Here is a 25397-nt window from a genome sequence, read left to right on the forward strand (position 1 = left end):
TCAGAGGTCCTTTCCGGTGGTCCGGTGTGCGGTCCGCCCGCCGTTCGACGACGCCTTGGCGGCCGGTTCGGTGCGGTATTCGGCAGCATCACCGGTGAGGGCCATGAACGCCTCCTCCAGCGATGCGTGCTGCGGGCTCAGCTCGTGCAGCAGGATCTGGTGATGCAGCGCGAGTTCACCGAGCCACTCCACGGGGACGTCGGTCACCTCGAACGCGCCGAACCCGTCCTCGGTGGGGGTGATACCGGACGTGGCGAGCGCGTCCCGCAGCCTCTCCGGCTCCGGCGTGCGGATCCGGACCACCGACCGGGAGCTGCTGTCGATGAAGTCCTGCATGGGGGTGTCGGCGAGCAGCTTGCCGCGTCCGATGACGACCAGATGGTCGGCGGTGAGCGCCATCTCGCTCATCAGGTGACTGGAGACGAAGACCGTACGTCCCTGGGCCGCCAGCTTCTTCATCAGGGTGCGCACCCAGTGGATGCCCTCCGGGTCGAGGCCGTTGACCGGCTCGTCCAGGAGCACGATCTTCGGATCGCCCAGCAGCGCCGAGGCGATGCCCAGCCGCTGCCCCATGCCCAGCGAGAAGCCCTTGGGCCGCTTCTTGGCGACCGATGTGAGCCCGACGTCCTGAAGGACCTCGTCGACCCGCGACAGCGGTATGTCGTTGGTCAGCGCCATGCATCGGAGGTTGTCGTACGCGCTGCGCCCGCCGTGCATCGCCTTGGCGTCCAGCAGCGCGCCGACGTGACGCAGCGGTTTGCGGAGCCGGGCGTAGGGTTTGCCGTCGATGAGAGCGCGGCCCGAGGTGGGGCGGTCGAGACCGAGCATCATCCGCATGGTCGTGGATTTGCCCGATCCGTTGGGGCCGAGGAAACCGGTGACGCAACCGGGACGGACCGTGAACGTGAGGTTGTCGACCGCCACCTTCTCGCCGTACCGCTTGGTCACTCCCGCAAGCTCGATCATGCGCCACACGCTAGGCGGAGGAACCGCGTCCAGTCCGCGCTCGCGGGGGATGTCTAGGGAATCTCGCAGTCGACTCCACCGGCGGGGGAACAGCGTCCGGTCCGCGCCCGCGGGAGATGCCCGGGGACACTCGCGGTCGACGCCACCGTCACCGGCCGGGCAGCCCCGCCAGGTCCTTCGACAGCTCCGTGTAGTACGGCAGATACGCGTCCAGCAGCGCCCCCAGGTAGTCGGCGTCCGCGGTGGCCGCGCGGAAGTCCGGGACCAGCCGGCGCAGCCGGTCCACCGATGCGCGAGTGATCGCGGGGGAGCCCGGTCGGCGGACGTGGCGGGCGGTCACGCCGAGGCGCTGCTCGATCGCCGTCACGACGGCTTCCACCGGCTGCGGGACTCCGGACGCCACGTTCAGTACCTCGCCGGTCACCCCGTCCTCCAGCAGCCGTCCGACCGCATGCAGCAGATCCCGTACATCCAGGAGGTCGCGGTGCGCTCCCTGAAGGACGGTCACCTCGCCTTCCCCGATGCGCCGGACGAGGGTGGGCAGCAGCTGGTGCGGTCGCTGATGACGGCCGACGACATGGCTCAGCCGCAGGATCAGGTGGTCGGTTCCCGAGGAGCGCACGACGGTCTCCAGGGCCAGCTTGTGCCGTCCGTACGCGTTCGGCGGTCGTACGGGATCCGTCTCGGCCGCCTCGCCGTCCGGAAAGCCGTACATCGAGAAGGAGGCAGTGGAGAAGAACAGCAGCTGCCGGCCCTCCCGCCGGCACGTATCCAGTGCGTCGTAGAGGCCCTCGGCCTCGCGGTCGTACTCGGAGAGAGCCGCGGTGGCCGTGCTGGAGACGCCGGAGGCCAGAGCCGTCACGTCGGGGAAGCGCTCGCCGAACGCGGCGGACAGATTGCGTCCCAGGAAACCGTCACCGATGATCCGCACGACCGACCCCCATGCCCGGAAGGGTGCCGCCGAGTCCCGGCAGCACGGTCCCGGCCTCCGGCAGGCCGGGTGCGATGCCCGCGACGGTGCGCAGCGCGGCGACCAGGGTGCGCGCCTGCACGTTGAGGTAGTGGCTGTACTTCAGCAGCTCACCGAGCTGACGTAGCGTCACCCACCGGTACTCGTCCGGGACATCGGTGGGGACGCCGCCGTCCGCCTCGACGATCATGTAGCGGTTCTGTGCGTGCAGGAAGCGGCCGCCCTCCTCCGACAGCACGGTGTCGAACAGGATCTGCTCCGGGCGGGCTCTCTCCACCAGGTCGAGGAAACGGGGGCGGCGGTCCGCCGGCAGATGGGCGTAGTTCTCCGGGGTGCACTGCACGGTGGGGCCGAGCTCGACGACGTCGACGTACCCCGGCTCGACGCGGGCGTGCACCAGGCAGTGCGGTACGCCGTCGATCCGGCGCATCAGCATCGCCACCACACCGGTGCCGTGCGGTTCGAGCAGCGGCTGCGACCAGGACGCCACCTCACGGCGGTTCGAGAGGACGCTCACGGGCACGATGCTGAAGAACAGACCGCGTTCGTGGGAGATGCGGTCCTCGGTGCGGAACCAGCCGTGGCCCTCGACCTCGCGCAGGGGCAACAGGGCGGCGCTGACCTCCCGTTCGCTCTGCTGCGTGGTGATCCAGCTGCGGATCGCCACATCGGAGTGGATGCCGGGGGCCGGACGGACGGCGTGGTGCCAGTCCGGCAGGCAGGACAGCACGGTGCGGGCGTCCATGTTCACCAGGTTCTCGTAGTGGAGGAGCGAGTTGACCTGACGCAGCGTCAACCAGCAGAAGTCCTCGTCCGCTTCCACCTCAGGACCGACCTCGACGATCATGTTGCGGTTGCGCTTGCAGAAGAACCACGAACCCTGCTCGGACTGGAGCACATCGGCCAGCACCCGATGGCCCCGCGCCTGCGGTTCGCGGAAGCAGTCCAGGTAGGGCACGGACGAACCTCCGTGCACCCTGGTGTAGTTGCTCTTGGTGGCCTGCACGGTCGGCGACAGCTGTATCCCGTTGACATTGCCCGGCTCGGACTTCGCCTGCAGCAGGCAGTGCAGTACGCCGTTGATCTCGCGGACCGCCAGGCCCAGCATGCCGATCTCCGGCTGACGGATGATCGGCTGGCTCCACTCCGGGACCGGTCCGAAGTCGGTCCGCACCCGCAGGCCGCGCACCGCGAAGAAGCGCCCGCTGCGGTGCTCCAGATCGCCGGTGTCCGGTGCGAAGTGCCAGCCGGACAGCTCGGCGAACGTGGTGCGGCGCACCTCCTGGCTGTGCTCGCGCCGGCGCTCGTCCAGCCACGCGAAGAACTCGACGTCGGACATCGCCTCGCCGCCCTCGGCCGTCGCGGAGACCGCCAGCCGTGCGGCGAGGACCGTGTCCGTGTCGGACGTGGGACCGGTCGCGTTGAGTTGGGGCATCGCTGCCTCTCACATCGGATGGTCGGTCCACGGCGCGTGCCGCGGACCGTACGGGCTACTCCTCGGGCAGCGACACCGCCTCCGGGCGCCGTCCGGCAGCAGCCGGCGCCTTCGGCGCGTCATAGGGCACCGCGCCGGGGAGGGGCGCGCGCGGCAGCGGATCGGGCATCCCGCGGGCCGGCCTCCGGCGCGGGTGGCGGAGGCACACCTCGCGGTGCGGCACCCCGTCGCGCCACGTGGTGCGGAGAATGCGCAACTGCCCGTGGCCGACGGTGGCCGCCCGGTACCGCCGGTGCCGGTCGTGCGTGGCGGTGGTCCCGCGCCGCCACACGAACTCCGGGTACCGCGGGACGCGGGTGGCATCGCGGACCAGCCGGACGTGGTTCACGGCGGCGTGCGGGTCACCGGCCGCGAACAGCCTGCCGCCCGTGACAGCGCTCACCGCTTCGGTGCCTCGCCGGCGGGCCGCGGACCCGTGGTGCTGGGCATGGGAACTCCTCGCTGCGCGTCCGGCGCGTCGATACGCGTCCGGCGCTCAGATTTAGCCACCGTCCGGCCCGGCCGCACAACGCAATGCCGCCCCGCCGGGCCAAGGACAGGGGAAACGCCCAGACTTTCCGCCCTGGCGGCCGTACGGGACCGGCGGTACCGGATAGTGGCCGCACAACCCCACCACGACAGCCAGTGCTCCCGATCACTGGAATCGCCAACAGAGGACGGACGAGCAGCGTGAGCGTTTCCCCCGCCGACGACGGCCTGTGGTGCCGACGGTTCAACCCGGCTCCCGACGCCGCCCACCGCCTGGTCTGCTTCCCCCACGCAGGCGGCTCGGCCAGCTACTACCTCCCGGTCTCCGCGGCCCTCAGCCCCCGCGTCGACGTCGTCGCCGTGCAGTACCCCGGGCGCCAGGACCGCCGCAACGAGCCGTTGATCGACGACGTCGGCACGCTGGCCGACCGCGTGCACGAGGTGCTGCTGCGCGACCGGGACAGCCGCCCCCTGACCTTCTTCGGGCACAGCATGGGCGCGCTCGTCGCCTTCGAGGTGGCCCGGCGGCTCGAACGGGACGGCGGCGGACCGGTCCGGATCTTCGCCTCGGGCCGGCGCGCCCCCTCCCGCTACCGCGACGAGAACGTCCACCAGCGCGACGACGACGGCATCATCGCCGAGGTCAAGGCGATGAGCGGCACGGACGACCGGCTGCTGGGCGACGACGAACTGATCAGGATGATCCTGCCCTCGCTGCGCGGTGACTACCGGGCGGTCGAGACCTACCGGTGCGAGCCGGGCGCCACCGTGGACTGCCCCGTCACCGCGCTGGTCGGGGACAGCGACCCCAAGACGTCGGTCGACGAGGCGCGGGACTGGCAGAAGCACACCACGGCGGGCTTCGACCTGCGGACCTTCCCCGGAGGGCACTTCTACCTCAACACCCGTGCGGCGGACGTGCTGAAGGTGCTCGAGGAGCACGTCATCGCCCAGGCCGCACCACAGGGTGCCTGATCGCCGTACCCCAGGGTTCGGGCCGGCCGCGCCTCCGCGGCTGCTCGCCCCGTTCCCGACCCGGCGTACGCATCCGGTTGACGCTGCGCCGGAGGTCGGGTAACGACTCCGTTGGCGGTTCAGGGGCGGTACGCGGGACGGTGGACCGTGGCCTGGCACGGGCGGGCACCACCGCCGCCCGCGCCCGCCTCGCCAGGCTGGAACAGGCGGCGGACGAGATGGGGCCCGGATGACGCGAGAGTGGCTTCTGCAGCTCCGGCCGGATCCGGCCGGGCCAGTCGAACCCTCCAGTTCACCGGCGACCGTGGCCGCGGCCGAAGCCGTGCTCGGGCGTGGTCCCACGCAGTGGGCGCTGCGCACCGCCGACGCGATCGCCGACGAGATCATCGAGCAGGTCCCCGAGCACGGCGGCGGCCCGGGGCCGCTGCGCACCCTGCGGCGCTCCACCGAGTCCGTCGTCCTGGCCGCGCTCCGTCAGCTTCTCCACGAGGGGGCCGGCGACATGACCGCGATGACCGAGGAGGCGCTGGAGGGCGACCGGGAGTTCGCCCGCCGCGGCATTCCGCTCGACCGGGTGCTGCGCGGCGTGCGGCTGGGGCACGCGCGCCTCGCCCAGGAACTCACGGCGGCCGTCGAACGGCACGTCGGCGAGGCAGGGCGCGTGGCCGAACTGCGGCGCCTGAACGAGCTGTTGTTCCTCTACGCGGACGCGCACGCCAGCCTCATGGCCGAGGAGTACATCGCCGAGCGGGACCGCTGGCGCGGCAGTGACGAGGCAGCCCGCCGCCAGATCGTCGAGGACATCGTCGCCGGGCGGCGGATCGACGCGGAGACGGCGGCACGGCGCCTCCGGTACGACGTCTCACGGACCCATCTCGCCGCCATCCTGTGGTCCGACGGTGCTCCGGGGTCCAGGGCGTCGGCCGAACGTCTGCACCGCCTGGCGGACGACCTGGCCCGTACGGCGGCGGCGCGCGGCCGGCTGACCGTTCCGGTAGGGGAGGGCGCGGTCTGGCTGTGGCTCGCATCGCCCACCGAGTCACCCAACGGGCCCGACGCCTCCCTCGCCGACACCGTACGGGCCGGCCTCGGCCCCTTCGACGGTCTGCATCTGGCGATCGGCCCGCCCGCGCACGGCCCCGCGGGCATGCGCCGCAGCCACCTGGGCGCGCGCGAGGCCGAGCGGATGGCGCGGCTCGGCCGGGGCGACTGGGTGTGCGACTACCAGGAGGTGCGCCTCGCGGCACTGGCGAGCTCCGACCAGGAACATGCCCGGTGGTTCGTCCGCGAGATCCTCGGCCCGCTCGCGTCCGGCGACGGCCGGATGCGGGAACTGCGGGAGACCCTGCGGGTCTATCTCGCCACCGAACGCAGCCTGCGCTCCGCCGCGGACCGGCTGCTGGTGGCGCGCAACACCGTCACCTACCGGGTCAAGCAGGCCGAGGAACTGCTGCCGGGCTCCACGCGTGACAATCCGCTGGAGTTGCTGACGGCCCTGGAACTCGCCAGAACGCTGCCGGACACCGCGTGAGCCGTGCGGCTCGTGCGGCGATCTCAGTACCGGGCACCAGAGCCCCCGTCACCCGGGGTGCGGGGGCCCTCATGCTCAGGACTGAGGCCGCTTGCCGTGGTTGGCCCCGTTCTTGCGCCTGGCCTTCTTCTTGCGGCGCCGCTTCGACGACATGCCGTCTCCTCTCACATCAGGGGAATTGCCGACTTCCCACCCATTCATAGCGGTATCGCACCGGGTGATGAAGGACCGCATACCCAGGTCCAGGACAGCCACTCCACCCGCGGATCACCTCACCCGTATCAGCCGTCACAGCGGCACCGGACGCCGGGGAGAGGAGGGGTGCGGAGAGACGGAGGAGAGAGTGAAGCGCCGGTCGGCTGTGGTCCCAACCGGCCGACGCCGGGCCCTCCGGGACCGTACGGCTCCGGCGGGCCTTACGCGCCGGGTTCACAGGGAGGCCAACGTCCAAACCCGGCACGGGGCTTCGTCTCGCAAATCGCCGCCGCGCCGCGCCGCGGCAGTGCAGGATGTCACCGTGCGGAACGGCCCGGACGCTGTCCGGGGTCGGGTCGCGTCACAGGTCGATCTTGGTGTGCCCGCATCCGCGGACACCGGTGATCCACCAGGGTTGACCAGGGCACTTTATGGTGTTCTGGTGGTTATTGCGGGTGTCCGGGCACCTCCGGTCGGGTGCCTGCGGGAGGTGTGGCATGTCCTTCGATGTCTCCCCGCTCCAGGTTCACGCGGTGCCCCTGGACACGGACATCCGTCACGTCAGGCTGCTGCGCGTCCAGGGCTGCGTCGACGTCGCGAACGAGAGCATCCTCCGCGAAGCCCTGACGGCCGGTGACGACGGCACGTTCGCTCATGTGGTGATCGACGTCAGCGACGTGACGCTGCTCTCCGCCGCCGGAGTCCGGGCCCTGGTGCACCACGCCGAGGTGCTCGCGGAGCAGGGAAGGCGCCTGCTGCTCGCCGGACCCAGTCCCGTACTCATCCAGATCCTCCAGGTCACCCAGGCCACTCAGGCCATGGACATCTACAGCTCGGTCGACGCGGCCATCACCGCCGGCAGGGCCGGCGCCGTGCCCGCGCCGCCCGACGCCGGCCGCCTACCCGGTGCGGTCAACGGCGTCGCGTTCACCCGCGACGTCCGCGACGAGACCGCCCGACTGCGGCATGAGGTCCGGGACCTCCGGAAACAGGCCCGCTCGCGTCCGCTCATCGCGCAGGCGCAAGGCATGCTGCAGGAGAGGTACCGACTGCCGGACGGCGAGGCCGCGTTCGCGCTCCTGCGTGACGCGTCGCAGCGGTTCAACGTGAAGCTGCGGACGATCGCCGACGCGGTGGTCCGCACCCCGGGCCCGGAGCCGCGCGACCCGGTGTGGTTCGCGGGGCGGGAGCGCACGGCGCCGCCCCCGCTCGGATTCCTCCCCGGCGGCAGCGGCGGCCACAGCAACACGATCAAGGCCGCGTTGGCCGAAGCCCTCACGTGCACGAACAGCGAGATGGGCGATCTCCAGCTCACCGGCCCCGGCGGCGGCCTGGAGATGCACCATCACCACGGCTTCGACCAGGAGTTCCTGGACTTCTTCGCCCAGGTCGACGGCGAGGAGACCGCCTGCTTCCAGGCCGCGTCCCGCCGCGCGTACGTGAGGGCCGACATCGCGACCGATCCGGTCTTCCCCGAGGCGAGCCGCCAGATGCTGCTGGCGGCCCGGTCGCGGACCGTGCACAGCATTCCCATGACCGGCGACGACAGACGGGTCCTCGGGGTGTTCTCGGTGCACCTCCCCGCTCCCGGCCAGCTCCTGTCACAGGGCCAGGAGCGCTGGCTTGTCACGATCGGCTCCCAGGTGGGCAGTTGGCTGGAGTGGTACGAGCGTACGGTCGTGCGGGACGCCCTCGAGGGTCTCCACCGGAGCGCGACCGGCCGCTGAAAGGCTCAGCGCGCCGCGCCCCGGAAGGGAGGGCCCTTCTATGTGTATGTCCAGCCGACCGGCGCGGTCGCGGTGCCGCCGGCGGTCGTGACGGAGACGGGCACCGTGCCCGTGTCGATGGCCGACGGGATGACGATCGCGAGCTGGGTGTCGGACACGACGCTGAACCGGGCTGTCCGCTCGCCGACGGTGACCAGGCTCGTCGTGGCGAGGTCTCGCCCCGTCGCGGCGATGACGGCCCCGCCGAACATGCTGCCGCTGGTGGAGCTGAGACCGCTCACCCGGGGTGCGTTGACGTAGGTGTACGCGAGACTGGGCGTGGTGCCGCCCGCGGTGGCCACGCTGACCGGGATCATCCCGGCGGACACCGCCACGGGAGCGATCACCTGGATCTCCTCGCTGGAGACGATCCGCGGCAGCGCCGGGATCGCGCCGAAGAACACGCGCGTCGCCGTATCGAGCAGGTCGCCGCGAAGGGTGATGGTGTTCGCGCCGGTAGCAGGTCCGGCGACAGGTTCCAGCGCCTGCAGGTCGGCGCCCGGGTAGTAGAAGAACGGCTTGGGATTGCTGGTGCCACCGGGCGTGGTGACGGTGACCTGCGCGACCCCGGCGCCCGGCGGTGAGACGACCGTGAGCTGGTTCGCCGTCCTCGCCAGAAGCGTGGCGGGCACGGCGTCGAACGCCACCCGGGTCGTGCTCGCCAGATTGGTTCCGGTGATGGTCACCGTGGTGCCGCCGCTCATCGGGCCGCGGTTGGGGCCCATCGAGTTGAGGATCTGGATGACGCTGGCGGTGTCCGAGCCGGTGTTGGCCACGTACACCGCCAGCCCCGTCGGATTGACGGCCACACCGGTCGGCTGCTTCCCGACCGAGGGGGTGGCCACGACCGTCCGCGCGTCGGTGTCGATGATGCTGACGCTGTCGTCGCCGTTGTTGGTCACGAACGCGCGGTGACCGTCCGGTGAGATCGCCACGCCCCACGGGCGGCTGCCGACCGGCACGGTGGCGGCCACGACGTTCTCGGCGGTGTCGATGACGCTGACCGTGTCCGCGCCGTTGTTGGCCACGAACAGAGTGGAGCCGTCGGGCGTGATCGCCAGGCCGATGGGGGAGGACAGGCCGTTGATCGTGTCGGCGACCCTGTCCGTGGATCGGTCGATGACACTGACGCTGTCACTGTCCTGATTGGCCACGTACACCAGGAAGGAGCTGGGGTGGACGGCCACATCGGAAGGGCGCCGCCCGACGGGGATCGTGGCGGTGACGGTGTTCGTGGGGGTGTCGATCACGCTGAGCGTGTCGGAACCGGCGTTGGACACGTACGCCCGCAGCCCGTTGGGTCCCACGACCACCGCGCACGGGTCGAGTCCCACGGCGATGCTGCCGATGACGCCGTACGAACTGCGGTCGAGCACCGTGACGGTGTCGCTGCCGCTGTCCGCGACGTACAGCAGTGCCTCCAGCACGCTGGGGGAGACCGACTCCGGTACGGACGCGACTCCGGCGGGTGCGGCGACCGGTCCGACGGCGGTGGTCACGGCCAGGCTGCCGGTGTCGACCACGCTCACCGACCCGGATCCGCTGTTGGCGATGTAGGCGCGGCGGCCCACGGGCTCCACGGCGACACCGCGGGGGAGGCGGCCCACGGGAACGGTGGCGACCGCGAGCGCCGGCAGCGCTCTCTCCTCCGTGCTGCCCGTCGCGGGCGCGTCTGCCCGGCCGGACCGGGGCGGAGGGGGCGAAGAGAAGGAACGTGATGAGGGCTGAGGCGAAGAGCCGGGCACAACCCACCTCCCGAGATCGGCACTAACGGATCCGGCGTGGCTGGGCATCCCACCCGTGCGATGTCCTCCAGTGACGCACCGGTGACGGGCGGGCACAACGGCCCTGGTCGCGCTCGTACCCGATTGGCTCAGCGCACGACCCGGGCGTACGGGGGCAGGGGCCGGCCCGGGAACGCGGCTCGCCGACCCGGTGACACGGCACCTGGGCGGGGCTTGCCGCGGTGGGCTCCTCCGCCGTCGAGCGGGCTCCCTGGCCGGATCTGAACGGCATGTTTGGCCGACGTTCCGGCGGATACCCGCTGACCAGGTCGGACCGCAACCCATGTTGGGAGTCTTCGTGTTCAGTGCCATCGCGGACGTTCTCCGCCAGATCGGCGGCGCTATCGCGACCGTGGTCACCCTGCCCTTCCGTGCCCTCGCGCGGCTCTTCGGCGGAGTCTCGCGATCCGCACGCGGGCGGGCCTGACCCGAAGCGTGTGACGCCCCGAGTGCCGGGGGCCGGGAGAGACCGGCCCCCGGCACTCGTCTGTCCGGGCGGCTCGATCCGGCCGGATACGCGAGGTGCACACGCCCGGAGAGACCCGGGACAGCGCTCAACGCCCTCCGGAAGGACGGGTTTTCGCCCGATGCGGCGATGAGGCCTGGGTCACGGGACGATCATGGATTGACCCCGGAAAGACGGGGCACTCGCTGGCACGTCACATCGGCTCTGCACAGAGGAGGGCGGACCAGCATGACCACGATCCTGCAGACGGCCGACGCCGCACGGCGTCCGGAGTTTTTCGCGGGAGAGGCGGGAAAGACGGAGTCCGGGGCGGAATCGCTGCCGTGGATCGAGGACGCCACGGAGGTGGCGCCGCAGGACGCACGGGCGATGTCGAAGCTGTTCTTCGACCGGCTTGCCCTCCTGGAGGAGGGCACCCACGAGCATCAGTACGCCAGAAACACACTGATCGAACTCAATCTCTCGCTCGTTCGCTTCGCCGCCGGCCGGTTCCGCAGCCGTTCCGACGAAATGGAAGACATCGTGCAGGTCGGCACGATCGGGCTGATCAAGGCGATCGACCGGTTCGACCTCTCGCGCGAAGTCGAGTTCACCACTTTCGCGATCCCGTACATCGTCGGTGAGATCAAGCGGTACTTCCGGGACACGAGCTGGGCGGTGCACGTACCGCGCCGGCTGCAGGAACTCCGGATCGAACTGGCGAAAGCCGGTGAGAAGCTCTCCCAGGACCTGGACCGGGACCCGACCCCCACGGAACTCGCCGAATACCTGGACCTGAGCGAGGAAGAAGTCATCGAGGGCATCGTGGCCAGCAACGGCTACAATGCCTCCTCCCTCGACGCCCCGCTCGACGAGGCCGGGGACGACAACTCCTCCTCCACCTTCGCCGATTACGTGGGCGAGGACGATCCGGCGCTGGACGGCGTGGAGAACCTGGAGGCGCTCAAGCCGCTCGTCGCCGAACTGGGCGAGCGGGACCGGCGGATCCTGAGCATGCGATTCGGCCAGGAGATGACGCAGTCCCAGATCGGCGAGGAACTCGGCATCTCGCAGATGCATGTCTCACGGCTGCTGTCCCGCACTCTCGCCAGGCTGCGCACCAGGATGCTTGCACAGCCGTAACATGTGATTCCTTCGCATCCGGATTTCACAGCAGATCAGCACAACAGCACAGCAGCACACGGAATCCGCGGCACACGGAATCCGCACGGAATCCGAAGTACCGCACCATCGCACTGTCACAGCACCGAAGTACCGCAGTACCACAGCACACCGCACCGGGCCCGGGGGCGTACGAACGCCCCCGGGCCCCACGTGTGTTCACGACCCTCTTCTCTCGCATCGCCGAAGTCCCGTGGCCTTACGGTCCGTTCACGAATTCGCTCCGGCACGAGGCGAGTTGCGCCCCGTGCTCGCGATGTACGCGCACCCGGGGTCGCGGCGTTCCGCGCATCCGCCTTTCGCGCGCCTCGCGTGCGCCGGACCGAGCCGCAAAGCGCTCGACCGATCGAGTGGATACCGCGTCGGCCCTATGGCGTAACCGCACGGCCTGCGTGCCTACTGAAATCACCGGCCGGTAAGCCGCCCGCACCGTCTGCCCGGAGCTGCGCTCTGCCGACTTCACGAATCCGTCAGCGTCGGTCCCGGCTCTCCGGAACAAGCGCCCATTGTGCATCCGGTGACGAGCGGACCGCCTCAGCAACTCGGAGGGTCACATGCCGGGCACGCTCACCCTGGTGTCCACGATGCCGAATCCCACGGTGTACGGACAGACGGTCAATCTGACCGCCAATGTCGTCGCCCTGGGACTGGGTACCCCCACAGGGACCGTCACCTTCACCATCGCCGGCGGGCCAACCCTGACCGCGCCTCTCGTCGGCGGCAAGGCGACCGCCTCCACCGCCGGTCTCGGCGCAGGACCGCATCTGGTGACCGCCACGTACAGCGGGAACGGGACCTTCTCCTCCTCGACGGGCACCACCATCCAGGCAGTTGTCCAGGCAGGGACGCGGACGACGCTGACCACCAGCCCCAACCCGTCCCAGCCGGGGCAGCCCGTCACTCTCACCGCCACGGTCGCTGCCGTCCCGCCCGGAGCGGGCACGCCGACCGGCTTCGTCACGTTCTTCGTCGTGGGCGGGCCAGTTCTGATCGCACCCCTCGTCGGCGGCCAGGCCAGCGTCTCCACGAGTGCTCTCGGCCCCGGTCCCCGGACCATCGTCGCGACCTACAGCGGCGACTCCAACTTCTTCCCGTCCGCCGACACGGGCACCCACACGAGCCTCCCCGGCAGGACCGCCAGTACGACGACGGTCTCGTCGTCGCCGAACCCGTCGGTGTCCGGCCAGGCCGTCACCTTCACCGCCAACGTGGCCCCGGTCGCGCCCGGTTCGGGCACGCCGACCGGCACGGTCACCTTCACCATCAGCGGCGGACCCACGCTCACCGCACCCGTCGTCGCGGGGAAGGCGACGGTCACCACCAGTGTGCTGACGCCGGGACCGCATACCGTCACCGCGGCCTACAGCGGCGACGGCGCGTTCAACCCCTCCTCCGGCACGACGACACAGACGGTCGAGCGCGCCTCCACGACCACCACGGTGACGTCCGCGCCGGACCCGTCCGTCTCCGGCCAGTCGGTGACCTTCACCGCCAACGTGGCCCCGGTCGCGCCCGGTTCGGGGACCCCGACGGGCACGGTCACGTTCGTCGTCGACGGCGGCACCCCGATGACCGCACCGCTGGTCGGCGGCCAGGCGTCCGTATCGACCAACTCGTTGAGCGTCGGATCGCACACCGTCACCGCGACGTACAGCGGTGACGCGTCCTTCACCCCCTCGACGGGAACGGACACGCAGACCGTTCAGCAGCAGCCGGTGACAGCGACGACGACCACCGTGTCGTCGTCTCCTGATCCGTCGGTGGTGGGGCAGCCGGTGACGTTCACCGCCGTGGTCGCTCCGGTAGCTCCCGGGTCGGGTACGCCGACGGGTTCGGTGACGTTCGACTTCGGCGACGGCACTCCCACGGTGACGGCGTCGTTGTCCGGTGGTACGGCGACGGTGACGCACACCTACACGGCCGCGGGCAGCCCGTATCTCGTACGGGCGAGCTACAGCGGCAGTGCCGCCTTCGCCGCCTCGACCGGCACCGACCCCCACTCCGTCCAGGCACGGCCCGCCACCGCGACGAGGACCACGGTCACATCGTCGCCCGACCCGTCCGTGGCAGGCCAGGTGGTCACGTTCACGGCCAACGTGGCTCCGGTCGCGCCCGGCACGGGTACACCGACCGGCACGGTCACCTTCGACTTCGGCGACGGCTCGACGGCCACTGCCGCGCTCTCCGGCGGCACGGCCACCACGACGCACGCCTACGCCTCCTCCGCGGGCAGCCCGTACCAGGTCAGGGCGACGTACAGCGGCAGCGCGACCTTCGAGTCCTCCGCGGGTACGGACACGCAGACGGTGTCCAGGGCCTCGAGCAGGACCACGGTCACCTCCTCCCCTGACCCGTCCGTGGTCGGGCAGTACGTGACCTTCACGGCGACGGTCGCCCCGGTTGCTCCGGGCTCGGGTACGCCGACGGGGTCGGTGTCCTTCGCGTTCGGTGACGGCTCGACGGCGACGGCGTCGCTGTCCGGCGGCACGGCGACGGTCACGCACGCCTACGAGGCGGCGACCGGCAGTCCGTACACGGTGACGGCCACCTATGGAGGCAGCACGGTCTTCGCGTCGTCGTCGGGTACGGACACCCAGACGGTGGCGCGCGCTTCGACGACGACATCGGTGTCGACGACGCCGGACCCGTCGTCCGTCGGACAGTCGGTGACGTTCACGGCGACGGTCACCCCGATCGCCCCGGGGTCGGGTACGCCGTCGGGCACGGTGACGTTCTCCTTCGGCGACGGTTTCACGGGGACCGCGATCCTCTCCGGCGGTACGGCCACGGTCACGCATACGTATGCGACGTCGACGGGCAGTCCGTTCGCGGTGACGGCGACGTACAGCGGCAGCGCCGCCTTCATGCCGTCGTCGGGTTCGGATACGCAGTCGGTGTCGCGGGTGGTGACGACGACGTCGGTGTCGTCGTCTCCGGATCCGTCGTCGGTGGGGCAGTTGGTGACGTTCACGGCGACGGTTGCTCCGGTTGCTCCGGGGTCGGGTACGCCGACGGGGTCGGTGTCCTTCGCTTTCGGTGACGGCTCGACGGCGACGGCGTCGCTGTCCGGTGGGACGGCGACCGTCACGCATGCGTATGCGACGTCGACGGGCAGTCCGTTCACCGTGACGGCCACATACGGCGGCAGCGCGGTGTTCGCATCGTCGTCGGGTTCGGATACGCAGTCGGTGTCGCGTGTGGCGACGACGACGTCGGTGTCGTCGTCTCCGGATCCGTCGTCGGTGGGGCAGTTGGTGACGTTCACGGCGACGGTGGCTCCGGTTGCTCCGGGGACGGGTACGCCGACGGGCACGGTGACCTTCGCGTTCGGCGACGGCTCGACGGCGACGACGTCGCTGTCCGGCGGTGTCGCGACCGTCACGCATGCCTACTCCAGCGTGACGGGAAGCCCGTTCACCGTGACCGCTGCCTACAGCGGAAGTGCTGCTTTCGCGCCGTCCACTGGTTCGGATTCGCAGTCGGTGTCGCGGGTGGTGACGACGACGTCGGTGTTGTCGTCTCCGGATCCGTCGTTGGTGGGGCAGTTGGTGACGTTTACGGCGACGGTGGCTCCGGTCGCCCCCGGCGCCGGTACGCCGACGGGGTCGGTGACGTTCGAGTTCGGTGACGGTACGGCTCCGGTGTCCGCGACTCTCTCGGGTGGTACGGCGACGGTCACGCACGCGTATGCGTCGTCGACAGGTAGTCCGTTCGCGGTGACGGCGACGTACAGCGGTAGTGCTGCTTTCGCGCCGTCGTCGGGTTCGGATACGCAGTCAGTGTCGCGTGTGGTGACGACGACGTCGGTGTTGTCGTCTCCGGATCCGTCGTTGGTGGGGGAGTTGGTGACGTTCACCGCATCAGTCGCCCCGGTCGCCCCCGGCACCGGTACGCCGACGGGCACCGTCACCTTCGACTTCGGTGACGGCACGGCTCCCGTCTCCGCGACTCTCTCGGGTGGTACGGCCACGGTCACGCACGCGTATGCGTCGTCGACAGGTAGTCCGTTCGCGGTGACGGCGACGTACAGCGGTAGTGCTGCTTTCGCGCCGTCGTCGGGTTCGGATACGCAGTCGGTGTCGCGTGTGGCGTCGACAACCTCCGTGTCGTCGGCTCCGGATCCCTCTTCCGTGGGGGAGTTGGTGACGTTCACTGCATCAGTCGCCCCGGTCGCCCCCGGCACCGGTACGCCGACGGGCACCGTCACCTTCGACTTCGGTGACGGCACGGCTCCCGTCTCCGCGACTCTCTCGGGTGGTACGGCCACGGTCACGCACGCGTACTCCACCGTCACCGGCAGCCCGTTCACTGTCACCGCCACCTACAGCGGTGACGCCGCCCACGGCCCCTCCACCGGTACCGACAACGAGACCGTCGCCCTCGTCCCGACGACCACCACCGTGACCTCCGAACCGGATCCGTCCGTCGCGGGTCAGCCGGTGACGTTCATGGTCACCGTCGCCGGCGCTCCCGGCACGGGGACGCCGACAGGCACCGTCACCTTCGACTTCGGTGACGGGACCGCGCCGGTCACGGCAACCCTCACCACAGGCACCGCCACCGTCAGTCACGCGTTCGCGTCGTCGGGCGGCAGTCCGTACACCGTGACCGTCACGTACAGCGGTGACGCCACCCGCGCCTCCTCCACCGGCACCGACACCCAGACCGTGAGCCACGCCGCGTCGACCACGACCGTCGTCACCTCACCCGGGAACGCCCTCGTCGGCCAGCCGGTGACCTTCAACGCGGCGGTCTCCGTGGACGAACCGGGGGCGGGGACGCCGACCGGGACCGTCACCTTCGACCTCGGTGACGGCACGTCGACGACCGCCGAACTCGAGAGCGGCATCGCGTCCGTCACGCACGTCTACGCCACCGCGGTCGGCAGTCCGTTCACCGTCACCGCCTCCTACAGCGGTGACGGCGACTTCGACCCCTCCAGCGGTACGGACCTCCAGGTGGTGAACCGGGGGACCACCACCACGACGGTGCTCACGTCGCCCGACCCGTCCGTCACCGGCGAGCCGGTGACCGTCACCGCGAGCGTCGAGCCCGGCGTGGCCGGGTTCGGCGGGCCGACCGGGACCGTCACCTTCGACTTCGGTGACGGCTCGGCTCCCGTGACCGCCACCCTGTCCGTGGGCGTGGCCACCGTCATCCACGCCTACACCGACCCGGCCGCCGGCCCGTTCACCGTCACCGCCACGTACGCCGGTGACGACGGTTTCGAGGGTTCGTCGGACACCGTCGGCCACGCGGTGAACCCGGCCCTCACCGAGACCGCCGTGACCGCGTCGCCCGGCCCGTCGACCGTGGGCGAGGACGTGACGTTCACCGCGACCGTGTCCGTGCTCGCCCCCGGGGCGGGGACGCCCACCGGGACGGTCACCTTCACCTTCGGCGACGGTTCGCCGACGGTCACCGTGCCTGTCGCGGGCGACCAGGCGACCGTCACCCACGCCTACCCGAGCGCGAGCGGCAGCCCGTTCACCGTCACCGCGCACTACGACGGGGACCCCGGGTTCAGCGCATCCGCGGGAACCGTCACCCAGACCGTGGAACCCGTCGGCTCCACCCTGACGGTGACGGTCTCTCCGGACTCGCCGGTCACCGGCGAGCCCGTCACGGTGACCGCGACGGTGGTCCCCGACGGCCCCGGTGCCGGCACACCCAGCGGTACCGTGACCGTCGACTTCGGTGACGGCACCCCTCCGGTGGTGGTGCCGCTGGCGGGCGGCCAGGCCAGTGCCACGCACGCCTACGCCGATGCCGCCGGCGGCCCGTACACCATCACCGTCACCTACAGCGGGAGCGCCGACGTCAGCCCGGCCACGACGACGTTCACCCAGAGCGTGACGCCGTCGGACACCACGACCACCGTGCTCTCCTCGCCCGACCCCTCACCCACCGACGTGCCCGTGACGGTCATCGCGACCGTGGCGCCGGTCGCTCCGGGGACGGGTACGCCGACCGGGACCGTCACCTTCGACTTCGGTGACGGTTCGGCGCCGGAGACGGTCCCGCTCTCCGGTGCCGGTACCGCCGTCACCACGCACACCTGGACCGAGGACGACGGAAGCCCGTACACCGTCACCGCCGCCTACAGCGGCGACGGCGGCTTCAACGCCTCCACCGGTACGGACTCGCACACGGTGGACCCGGAGATCGTCACCACGACCACCACCGTGACCTCCGTCCCGGACCCGTCCGACGTGGGCGAGGTGGTGATGTTCACCGCGACCGTCACACCGGACGACGCCGGCGCGGGCATCCCGGCAGGCTCGGTCACCTTCACCTTCGGCGACGGATCACCGCCGCAGACCCTGACGCTGAGCGACGGCAACGCCAGTGCCACGCACACGTACGACAGCGCGGCAGGCAGCCCGTACACGGTGATCGCCGTCTACCACGGGGCCGGCGAGTTCAGCTCCTCCACGGGAACGGACACCCAGAGCGTCAACCCTGCGCCGACGACCCTCACCCTGGTTTCGGCCCCGGACCCGTCCGAGACGGGTGAGACGGTGACGTTCACCGCGACCGTCACCCCGGAGGTGCCGGGCCCCGGCACTCCGGGCGGTCCCGTCGTCTTCGACTTCGGTGACGGCACCCCCGCCCAGACCGTGGAACTCAGCGGCGGCCAGGCCACGGTGACCCACGTCTACAGCGACGCGGCGGGCAGCCCCTACGTGGCCTCGGCCTCCTACGCCGGAAATGCGGGCTTCGCCCCCGCGTCCGGTTCGGAGATCCACGTCGTCAACACGGCTCCGGTCACCATCTCCGTGGTCTCCTCGCCCGATCCTTCGGTGAGCGGCCAGGATGTGGCGATCCTGGCGACGGTCACGCCGACCGTGCCCGGTACGGACACCCCGACCGGCTCCGTCACCCTCACCTTCGGCGACGGTTCGCCGCCCGTCACCGTGCCGATCGACGGCGGACAGGCAGCGGTCACGCACGCCTACGCGGCCGCGGCCGGCAGCCCGTTCACGATCACCGCCGTCTACAGCGGGGACAGCAGCTTCAGCCCCGCCACCGCCACCGACCTCCACACCGTGCAGCAGGCGGCGACCGTCACGACGATCTCGGCCTCCCCGGACCCGTCGGTGGTCGGCCAGCCCGTCACCGTCGTGGTGACGGCCTCGGTGAACCCCGTGGGGCCCGGGGCGGGCATGCCGACCGGCACCGTCACCTTCCGGTTCGGTGACGGCTCCCCGGCGGTCGTCGCGGAGGTCTCCGGCGGCGTCGCAGTCGCCGAGCACACCTACACGACCACGACGGGCAGCCCCTTCTCCATCACGGCCACCTACGACGGGGACGCCAACTTCAGCTCCTCCGCCGACAGCCGGGTCCACGAGGTGCACCCGGCCACGACGAGCACCACGGTGATCTCGTCCCCCGACCCGTCGCAGACGGGGCAGCCCGTCGTCTTCACCGCGACCGTGGCCCCGCTGCCGCCCGGGACGGGAACTCCGTCCGGGACGGTCACCTTCACCTTCGGCGACGGATCGCCGCCGGAGACCACCGACCTCGCCGGGGGATCGGCGGCCGTCGCGCACGCCTACGCGGACGTGTCCGGAAGCCCGTACTCCGTGGTCGCCGTCTACAACGGCGATGCCAACTACAGCTCCTCCACGGGCACGGACACCCAGACCGTCGAGCAGGCGTCGACGGACGTGGCGCTGTCCTTCGGCCCCGAGCCGTCGATCGTCGGCGAGCAGGTGGCGTTCACCGTGACCGTCACGCCCGAGGCACCGGGAGGCGGCATCCCGTCCGGCTCGGTCACCGTCGACTTCGGCGACGGATCGCCGCCGCAGACGGTGGAACTCGTCGGCGGGCAGGCCACGGTGGCCTACGCGTACACCGACGCGTCCGGGAGCCCGTACACGGTCACCGCCGACTATCTCGGCAGCAGTGGCTACGCCGCCTCCACCGTCGTCCGCACGCACACGGTCGACCCCGCGCCCACCGACACCCTGCTGGTGACCTCCCCGGACCCGTCGGAGGCCGCTGGCTCGGGGGCGGTCTTCACGGCCGTGGTGACCGCGGAACAACCGGAGGCGGGCACACCGGACGGCACCGTCACCTTCACCTTCGGCGACGGAACACCCCCGGTCACCGCACCTCTGACCGGAGGCGTGGCGACGACCCAGCACAGCTACGCCACCATCACCGGCAGCCCGTACCCGGTGTCGGCGAGCTACGGCGGCAACGAGAACTTCACCGGTTCCGCGGACACAGACACCCACATCGTGGAGTTGCAGGTCGACACGAGCACGACCACGGTGACCATCGCACCGGCCGGACCTGTGGCCGGGGAGCCCGTCACCGTCACGGCCGCGGTCACCGCCGACGCCCCAGGCGCGCCGCTGCCCACCGGGTCGGTCACCTTCACCTTCGGCGACAGCACGCCGTCCGTGACCGTTCCCCTCGTGGGCGGTGTGGCGACCGCCCAGCACGCCTACCCCACGGCGGTCGGCAATCCGTACACGGTGGTGGCCGCCTACAGCGGCGACGCGGTCCTCAGCTCCTCCACAGGGATCGGCACCGTCGCCTTGCAGCCGTCGGCCTCCACGACGACGGTGACGTCGGACCCCGACCCGTCCGTGGTGGGCCAGGAGGTGACCTTCGCGGCGACCGTCGCACCCCAGGCGCCCGGCGTCGTGCAGCCCACCGGGACCGTCACCTTCGACTTCGGTGACGGGACCGGATCCGTCACGGTGTCCCTGGCGGACGGAGTGGCCACTGTCTCCCACGCCTTCACCACGGTGGGTGCCCCGTTCACCGTCACCGCCTCCTACGGCGGCGACGCGGACACCGCGGCGTCCACCGGAACGGACAGCCAGACGGTCCAACAGGGCGCGTCGAGCATGCAGTTCTCGACCTCGCCCAACCCGTCGGTCAACGGTCAGCCCCTGACGTTCACCGCGGTCGTCACGCCCGAGCCGCCCGCCGCCGGCGCGCCCGGCGGCACCGTCACCTTCGACTTCGGGGACGGTACGCCGCCGGTCGTGGCGGAGGTCTCGGGAGGAGTGGCCACCGCCACGCACGCGTACACCGGTACGGCCGGCAGCCCGTACACGGCCACCGCGTCCTACAGCGGTGACGCTCAATTCACCGCCGTCACAGCCACGTTGACGCATACGCTGCAGCCGGCGCTGTCGACCACGACCCTGTCGTCCGCCCCCGATCCGTCGGTGACGGGTGAGCCGGTCACGTTCACCGCGACGGTGGTGACCCAGGCACCGGGGTCCGGCAGCCCGACCGGAACGGTCACGTTCACCTTCGGCGACGGCACGGAACCGGTCACCCAGCCGCTGTCCGGCGGCGTGGCCACCGTCACCCACGCCTACACCCGGGCGTCGGACACCCCGTACGGCGTCGTCGCCGTCTACAACGGGGACGCGGAGGTGTCGTCCTCCAGCTCCACGGACACGCAGACCGTCCAGCCCGCGGGTACCTCGACGACGGTGACCACCTCCCCGGACCCGTCCGTGACCGGGCAGCAGGCCGACGTCATGGTGGTGGTCGCCGCGTCGGCCCCGGGTGCGGGTACGCCGACGGGCGCGGTGGTCGTCGACTTCGGCGACGGCTCCGATCCGGTCACGGCGACGCTGCTGAACGGAACCGTGACCGTCGGCCACACCTGGGCGACGACGGCCGGGAGCCCGTACACCGTCAGCGTCCTCTACAGCGGTGACGCCGACTTCAACGGCTCGGCGGGCACCGACGCCCACACCGTCCAGCCCGCGGCGAGCACCGTGCTCGTCACCACCTCCCCGGACCCGTCCGTGAGCGGGCAGTCGGTGGACGTCACGGCGCTGGTCGCCGCCTCGACCCCAGGCGCGGGTACCCCGACGGGCACGGTGGTCGTCGACTTCGGCGACGGCTCGGCACCGGAGACGGTGACGCTGTCCGGCGGGGTCGCGACCGTGAGCCACACCTGGGCGACGACGGCGGCCAGTCCGTACACCGTGAGCGTCCTCTACAGCGGTGACGCCGACTTCGCCGGCGCCACCGGAACCGACACCCACACCGTGCAACGGGCCGCGACCAGCACCCTCGTGGCGTCCTCCCCGGACCCGTCCTTCACCGGGCAGCCGATGACGGTGCTCGCGACCGTGCTGCCCCAGACACCCGGCGACGGAGTCCCGACCGGGTCGGTGACGTTCACCTTCGGCGACGACACACCGCCGCAGACGGTGCCACTCACCGACGGACTGGCGAGCGTCACCCACACCTACACCGACGCGGCCGGCAGCCCGTACCCGGTGGTCGCCGTCTACGAAGGTGACGGGGACTTCAGCTCCTCCACCGGCAGCGACACCCACACGGTGCAACCGGCGCAGACCACCACGACGGTGGCCACGTCGCCGGACCCGTCGGTCGTCGGCCAGCCGGTCTCGGTGACCGCGACGGTCGCCCCGCAGGACCCGGGGTCCGGGACCCCGACCGGCACCGTCACCTTCGACTTCGGCGACGGCACGCCGGCGGTGACCGCCGCGCTGTCCGGCGGGGTCGCGGGGGTGAGCCACGCGTACCTGAGCACCGCCGGAAGCCCGTACACCGTCGTCGCCACCTACAACGGCGACACCGGCTTCGTCACCTCCACCGACAGCGACACCCAGGACGTGCAACCGGCGGCGACCACCACGCAGTTGACGACATCGCCGGATCCGTCGGAGCCGGGCCAGCAGGTGACGTTCACCGCCGTCGTGACCCCGGCGTCGCCCGACGCGGGCATCCCCACCGGCACCGTCACCTTCACCTTCGGGGACGCCACCCCGCCGGTGACGGCGACGCTGTCCGGCGGCGTGGCCACCGCGACGCACGCGTACGCGACCATCGTGGGCAGCCCGTTCGCGGTGTCCGCCTCCTACAGCGGCAGTGACAGCTTCACGGCCTCGTCCGACAGCGGGACGCACCGCGTGGAGGTGGAGGTCTCGACGACCACCACGACGGTGACGTCGGCACCGGATCCTTCGGTGACCGGCCAGGCGGTGACGTTCACCGCGACGGTCGCCGCGGACACCGTCGGAGCGCCCACCCCCACCGGCACGGTCACCCTCACCTACGGCGACGGTTCGCCGTCGGACACCGTGCCTCTGACGGGAGGCCAGGCGACCGTCACCCACGCCTACACCACGGCGAGCGGCAGCCCGTACGCGGTCACGGCGATCTACAACGGGGACGCCACGTCCAGCACGTCCGCCGGCAGCGACACCCAGACGGTCGACCGGGCGGCGACCACGACCCAGCTGGTCTCCTCGCCCGACCCCTCGGTGGTCGGCCAGACCGTGACGTTCACCGCCACGGTCGCACCGGTGGCCCCAGGAGCCGGTACGCCGACGGGCACCGTCAGCTTCACCTTCGGCGACGCGTCGGAAACCGTCACGGCGACCCTGGCGGGCGGTGTCGCCACCGCGCAGCACGTCTACTCCGGCACCACGGGCAGCCCCTTCACGGCGACCGCCACGTACGACGCGGACACCGACTTCGCCGCATCCACCGCCACCGACACCCACACCGTCCAGCCGGCGGCCACGACGACGACGGTGGTGTCCTCGCCGGACCCGTCGCTGTCGGGGCAGCTCGTGACGGTGACCGCGACGGTGGCGCCGCAGGCGCCCGGGGCGGGTACGCCGACGGGCACGGTCACGTTCAGCTTCGGCGACGGGACCCCGTCGGCCACGGCGACACTGAGCGGCGGCGTGGCGACCGTGACCCACGCCTACAGCGGCACCGGCGGCAGCCCGTACAGCATCACCGCCACACACGCGGGCAGCCCCGCGTACGCCGCGTCCACCGGCATCGACACCCAGACCGTCCAGCCGGCGGCCACGACGACGACGGTGGTGTCGGCGCCTGATCCGTCGCTGTCGGGGCAGCCCGTGACGGTGACGGCGACGGTGGCGCCGGTCGCTCCGGGGGCGGGTACGCCGACGGGCACGGTGACGTTCACCTTCGGGGACGGTTCGGCGCCGGTGACGGCGACGCTGTCGGGCGGTGTCGCGGTCGCGGCGCGCACCTACAGCGGACCGGCCGGCAGCCCGTATCCGATCACCGCGGTCTACGCCGGGAACGCCGACTTCGGTTCGTCCACCGGCGTCGACACCCAGACGGTGAACCGGGCGTCCACCACGACCCAGTTGGCATCCTCCCCGGACCCGTCGGTCACCGGTCAGCAGGTGACCTTCACCGCAACGGTGAGGCCGGTCGCTCCGGGGGCGGGTACGCCGACGGGCACGGTGACGTTCACCTTCGGAGACGGTTCGGCTCCCGTGACGGCGACGCTCACGGGCGGGGTGGCGACGGCGACGCGCGCCTACACGACCGCGTCCGGCAGCCCGTTCACCGCCACCGCGACCTACGGCGGCAGCACGGACTTCCAGGGCTCCACGGCCACGGACACCCAGACGGTGGCCAGGGCGTCGACCTCCACCACGGTGGTGTCCTCGCCGGATCCGTCGCTGTCCGGCCAGGCGGTGACCTTCACCGCGACGGTCGCGGCGGCGTCCCCGGGAACCGGTACGCCGACAGGCACGGTCACCTTCACCATCAGCAACGGCCCCACCCTGACCGGCACTCTGGTGGGCGGAAAGGCCACCGTCACCTCCAGCACCCTGTCCGCAGGAGCCCACACCGTCACCGCCACCTACAGCGGCAATGACGCGTTCGCGGCCTCCACCGGAACCGACACCCACACCGTCAGCCGCCCCTCGACGACGACCACCGTGGTCTCCGTGCCCGACCCGTCGCTGCCCGGGCAGAACGTGACGTTCACCGTCACGGTGGCCCCGGTGGCACCGGCCACCGGCACCCCCACCGGCACAGTCAGCCTCTTCATCAGCAGGGGACCGAACCCGACCCTCACGCTGGTCAACGGCCGGGCGACCTACACCACCAGCACGCTGAGTCCCGGAGCCCATGCCGTCGTCGCCTCGTACACGGGCGACACCAATTTCGCGCCGTCCGACGGCACCGACACCCACTTCGTGTTCTGAGAGGAGCCCGACGTCCGTCCTCCGGGACGACAGGGAGAGGCCACCGGCACCCGCGGGTGTCGGTGGCCTCTCATAGTGTGGTGCCGTGTACATACCTGCGCGCGCACTCGACGGCGGCCGGCGGCATCGCCTGGCCGTCGGCACCATGCTCTTCCTCCTCATGCTGTTCGCCGGCACCGTGATGACCGCTGTCGCTGTGAGCGGCTTCGACGGCCCATTGGCCAAGGCGGGGATCGGGGCGGCCGCGGTGTCGGCGTATCTGCTCGCCTGGTGGAGCGCCCGCTACTGGTACGCGGCGTGGACCACCGGACGCCGTCCCGAGCCGGCGCCCGAACCGGGGTACTGGCCCTGGGTGCTGCCTCCGCTGGTGATCTCAACGGCCGCGGCCGTCAGCGGCGTACGGGCCCTGGCCCGGGGCGACAGCAGCGGATGGTTCACCATCGGCCTGGCCACGGTGTTCGGCCTGATGGGGGTGGCGGGCTCGGTCCTGACGGCCTGGACGGCTCTGACCGATCGCCGGAGCGCGGCACCGGCGCCCGCACCCGAGCCGCCCCGCCCGCGCCGCGACTGGGGCAGCATCGGCTGACGTACCGCACGGACGGGCCCAACAGGCGTACGACGA

At 71.3% G+C, this 25397-nt stretch carries 13 protein-coding genes and 2 pseudogenes; 9 read left to right on the forward strand and 6 right to left on the reverse strand.

All coding sequences use genetic code 11. The features are described 5' to 3' along the window. The 4 genes from ABZ822_RS27770 to ABZ822_RS27785 all read right to left on the reverse strand — a co-directional run bounded on the left by ABZ822_RS27770 (position 1) and on the right by ABZ822_RS27785 (position 3813). Complete coding sequence (locus ABZ822_RS27770; protein WP_360860003.1) at positions 1-966, reverse strand: ATP-binding cassette domain-containing protein; 966 nt, start codon at positions 964-966, stop codon at positions 1-3. A 148-nt stretch (positions 967-1114) separates the two neighbouring features. Continuing rightward, positions 1115-1897: an NAD-dependent epimerase/dehydratase family protein gene (locus tag ABZ822_RS27775; protein WP_360860005.1), complete on the reverse strand. Its 783-nt coding sequence runs from the start codon at positions 1895-1897 to the stop codon at positions 1115-1117. Beyond that, complete coding sequence (locus tag ABZ822_RS27780) at positions 1881-3371, reverse strand: NDP-hexose 2,3-dehydratase family protein (protein ID WP_360860008.1); 1491 nt, start codon at positions 3369-3371, stop codon at positions 1881-1883. Before ABZ822_RS27780 ends, ABZ822_RS27775 begins: the two co-directional genes overlap by 17 nt. A gap of 55 nt (positions 3372-3426) precedes the next feature. Beyond that, on the reverse strand, positions 3427-3813 hold the full coding sequence (locus ABZ822_RS27785) for a hypothetical protein (protein ID WP_360860011.1): 387 nt from the start codon (positions 3811-3813) through the stop codon (positions 3427-3429). 287 nt (positions 3814-4100) lie between these two features. On the opposite strand from ABZ822_RS27785, the gene ABZ822_RS27790 reads away from it, so the two are divergent. From ABZ822_RS27790 to ABZ822_RS27800, 3 genes are all read left to right on the forward strand, one after another. Then, the gene (locus ABZ822_RS27790) at positions 4101-4874 is read left to right on the forward strand and encodes a thioesterase II family protein (protein WP_360860014.1); all 774 of its coding nucleotides are present in this window, start codon (positions 4101-4103) and stop codon (positions 4872-4874) included. Positions 4875-5178: 304 nt separating this feature from the next. Continuing rightward, a complete protein-coding gene (locus tag ABZ822_RS27795; protein ID WP_360860017.1) occupies positions 5179-6405 on the forward strand; it encodes a helix-turn-helix domain-containing protein in 1227 nt (408 codons plus the stop codon). Between the two features lie 692 nt (positions 6406-7097). Next, positions 7098-8327, forward strand: coding sequence for an STAS domain-containing protein (locus tag ABZ822_RS27800; RefSeq protein WP_360860020.1), 1230 nt, complete (start codon positions 7098-7100; stop codon positions 8325-8327). Between the two features lie 38 nt (positions 8328-8365). Here ABZ822_RS27800 and ABZ822_RS27805 read toward each other — a convergent pair whose 3' ends face one another. Further along, a complete protein-coding gene (locus tag ABZ822_RS27805; RefSeq protein WP_360860023.1) occupies positions 8366-10462 on the reverse strand; it encodes an IPT/TIG domain-containing protein in 2097 nt (698 codons plus the stop codon). On the opposite strand from ABZ822_RS27805, the gene ABZ822_RS27810 reads away from it, so the two are divergent. From ABZ822_RS27810 to ABZ822_RS27820, 3 genes and pseudogenes are all read left to right on the forward strand, one after another. After that, positions 10449-10577, forward strand: a complete 129-nt coding sequence (locus tag ABZ822_RS27810) for an LPFR motif small protein (RefSeq protein ID WP_360860026.1) — start codon at positions 10449-10451, stop codon at positions 10575-10577. The genes ABZ822_RS27805 and ABZ822_RS27810 overlap by 14 nt on opposite strands. 267 nt (positions 10578-10844) lie before the next feature. Beyond that, a complete protein-coding gene (locus ABZ822_RS27815) occupies positions 10845-11738 on the forward strand; it encodes an RNA polymerase sigma factor SigF (protein WP_360860029.1) in 894 nt (297 codons plus the stop codon). Positions 11739-12361: 623 nt separating this feature from the next. Next, positions 12362-12829: pseudogene (locus ABZ822_RS27820) on the forward strand (Ig-like domain-containing protein); the annotation flags it as partial. 14 nt (positions 12830-12843) lie between these two features. Here ABZ822_RS27820 and ABZ822_RS27825 read toward each other — a convergent pair. Next, entirely contained in the window at positions 12844-13095 is a 252-nt protein-coding gene (locus tag ABZ822_RS27825; protein WP_360860217.1) for a hypothetical protein, read from the reverse strand. Here ABZ822_RS27825 and ABZ822_RS27830 point away from each other — a divergent pair. From ABZ822_RS27830 to ABZ822_RS27840, 3 genes and pseudogenes are all read left to right on the forward strand, one after another. After that, positions 12986-15805: pseudogene (locus ABZ822_RS27830) on the forward strand (Ig-like domain repeat protein); the annotation flags it as partial. The gene ABZ822_RS27825 and the pseudogene ABZ822_RS27830 sit on opposite strands and share 110 nt — an antisense overlap. Positions 15806-15919: 114 nt before the next feature. After that, positions 15920-24775, forward strand: a complete 8856-nt coding sequence (locus ABZ822_RS27835) for an Ig-like domain repeat protein (protein WP_360860198.1) — start codon at positions 15920-15922, stop codon at positions 24773-24775. An 85-nt stretch (positions 24776-24860) separates the two neighbouring features. Then, positions 24861-25361, forward strand: a complete 501-nt coding sequence (locus ABZ822_RS27840) for a hypothetical protein (RefSeq protein WP_360860032.1) — start codon at positions 24861-24863, stop codon at positions 25359-25361. Positions 25362-25397: the final 36 nt, after the last annotated feature.

This window comes from Streptomyces sp. NPDC047108 (genome assembly GCF_040643575.1).
GTDB lineage: Bacteria > Actinomycetota > Actinomycetes > Streptomycetales > Streptomycetaceae > Streptomyces.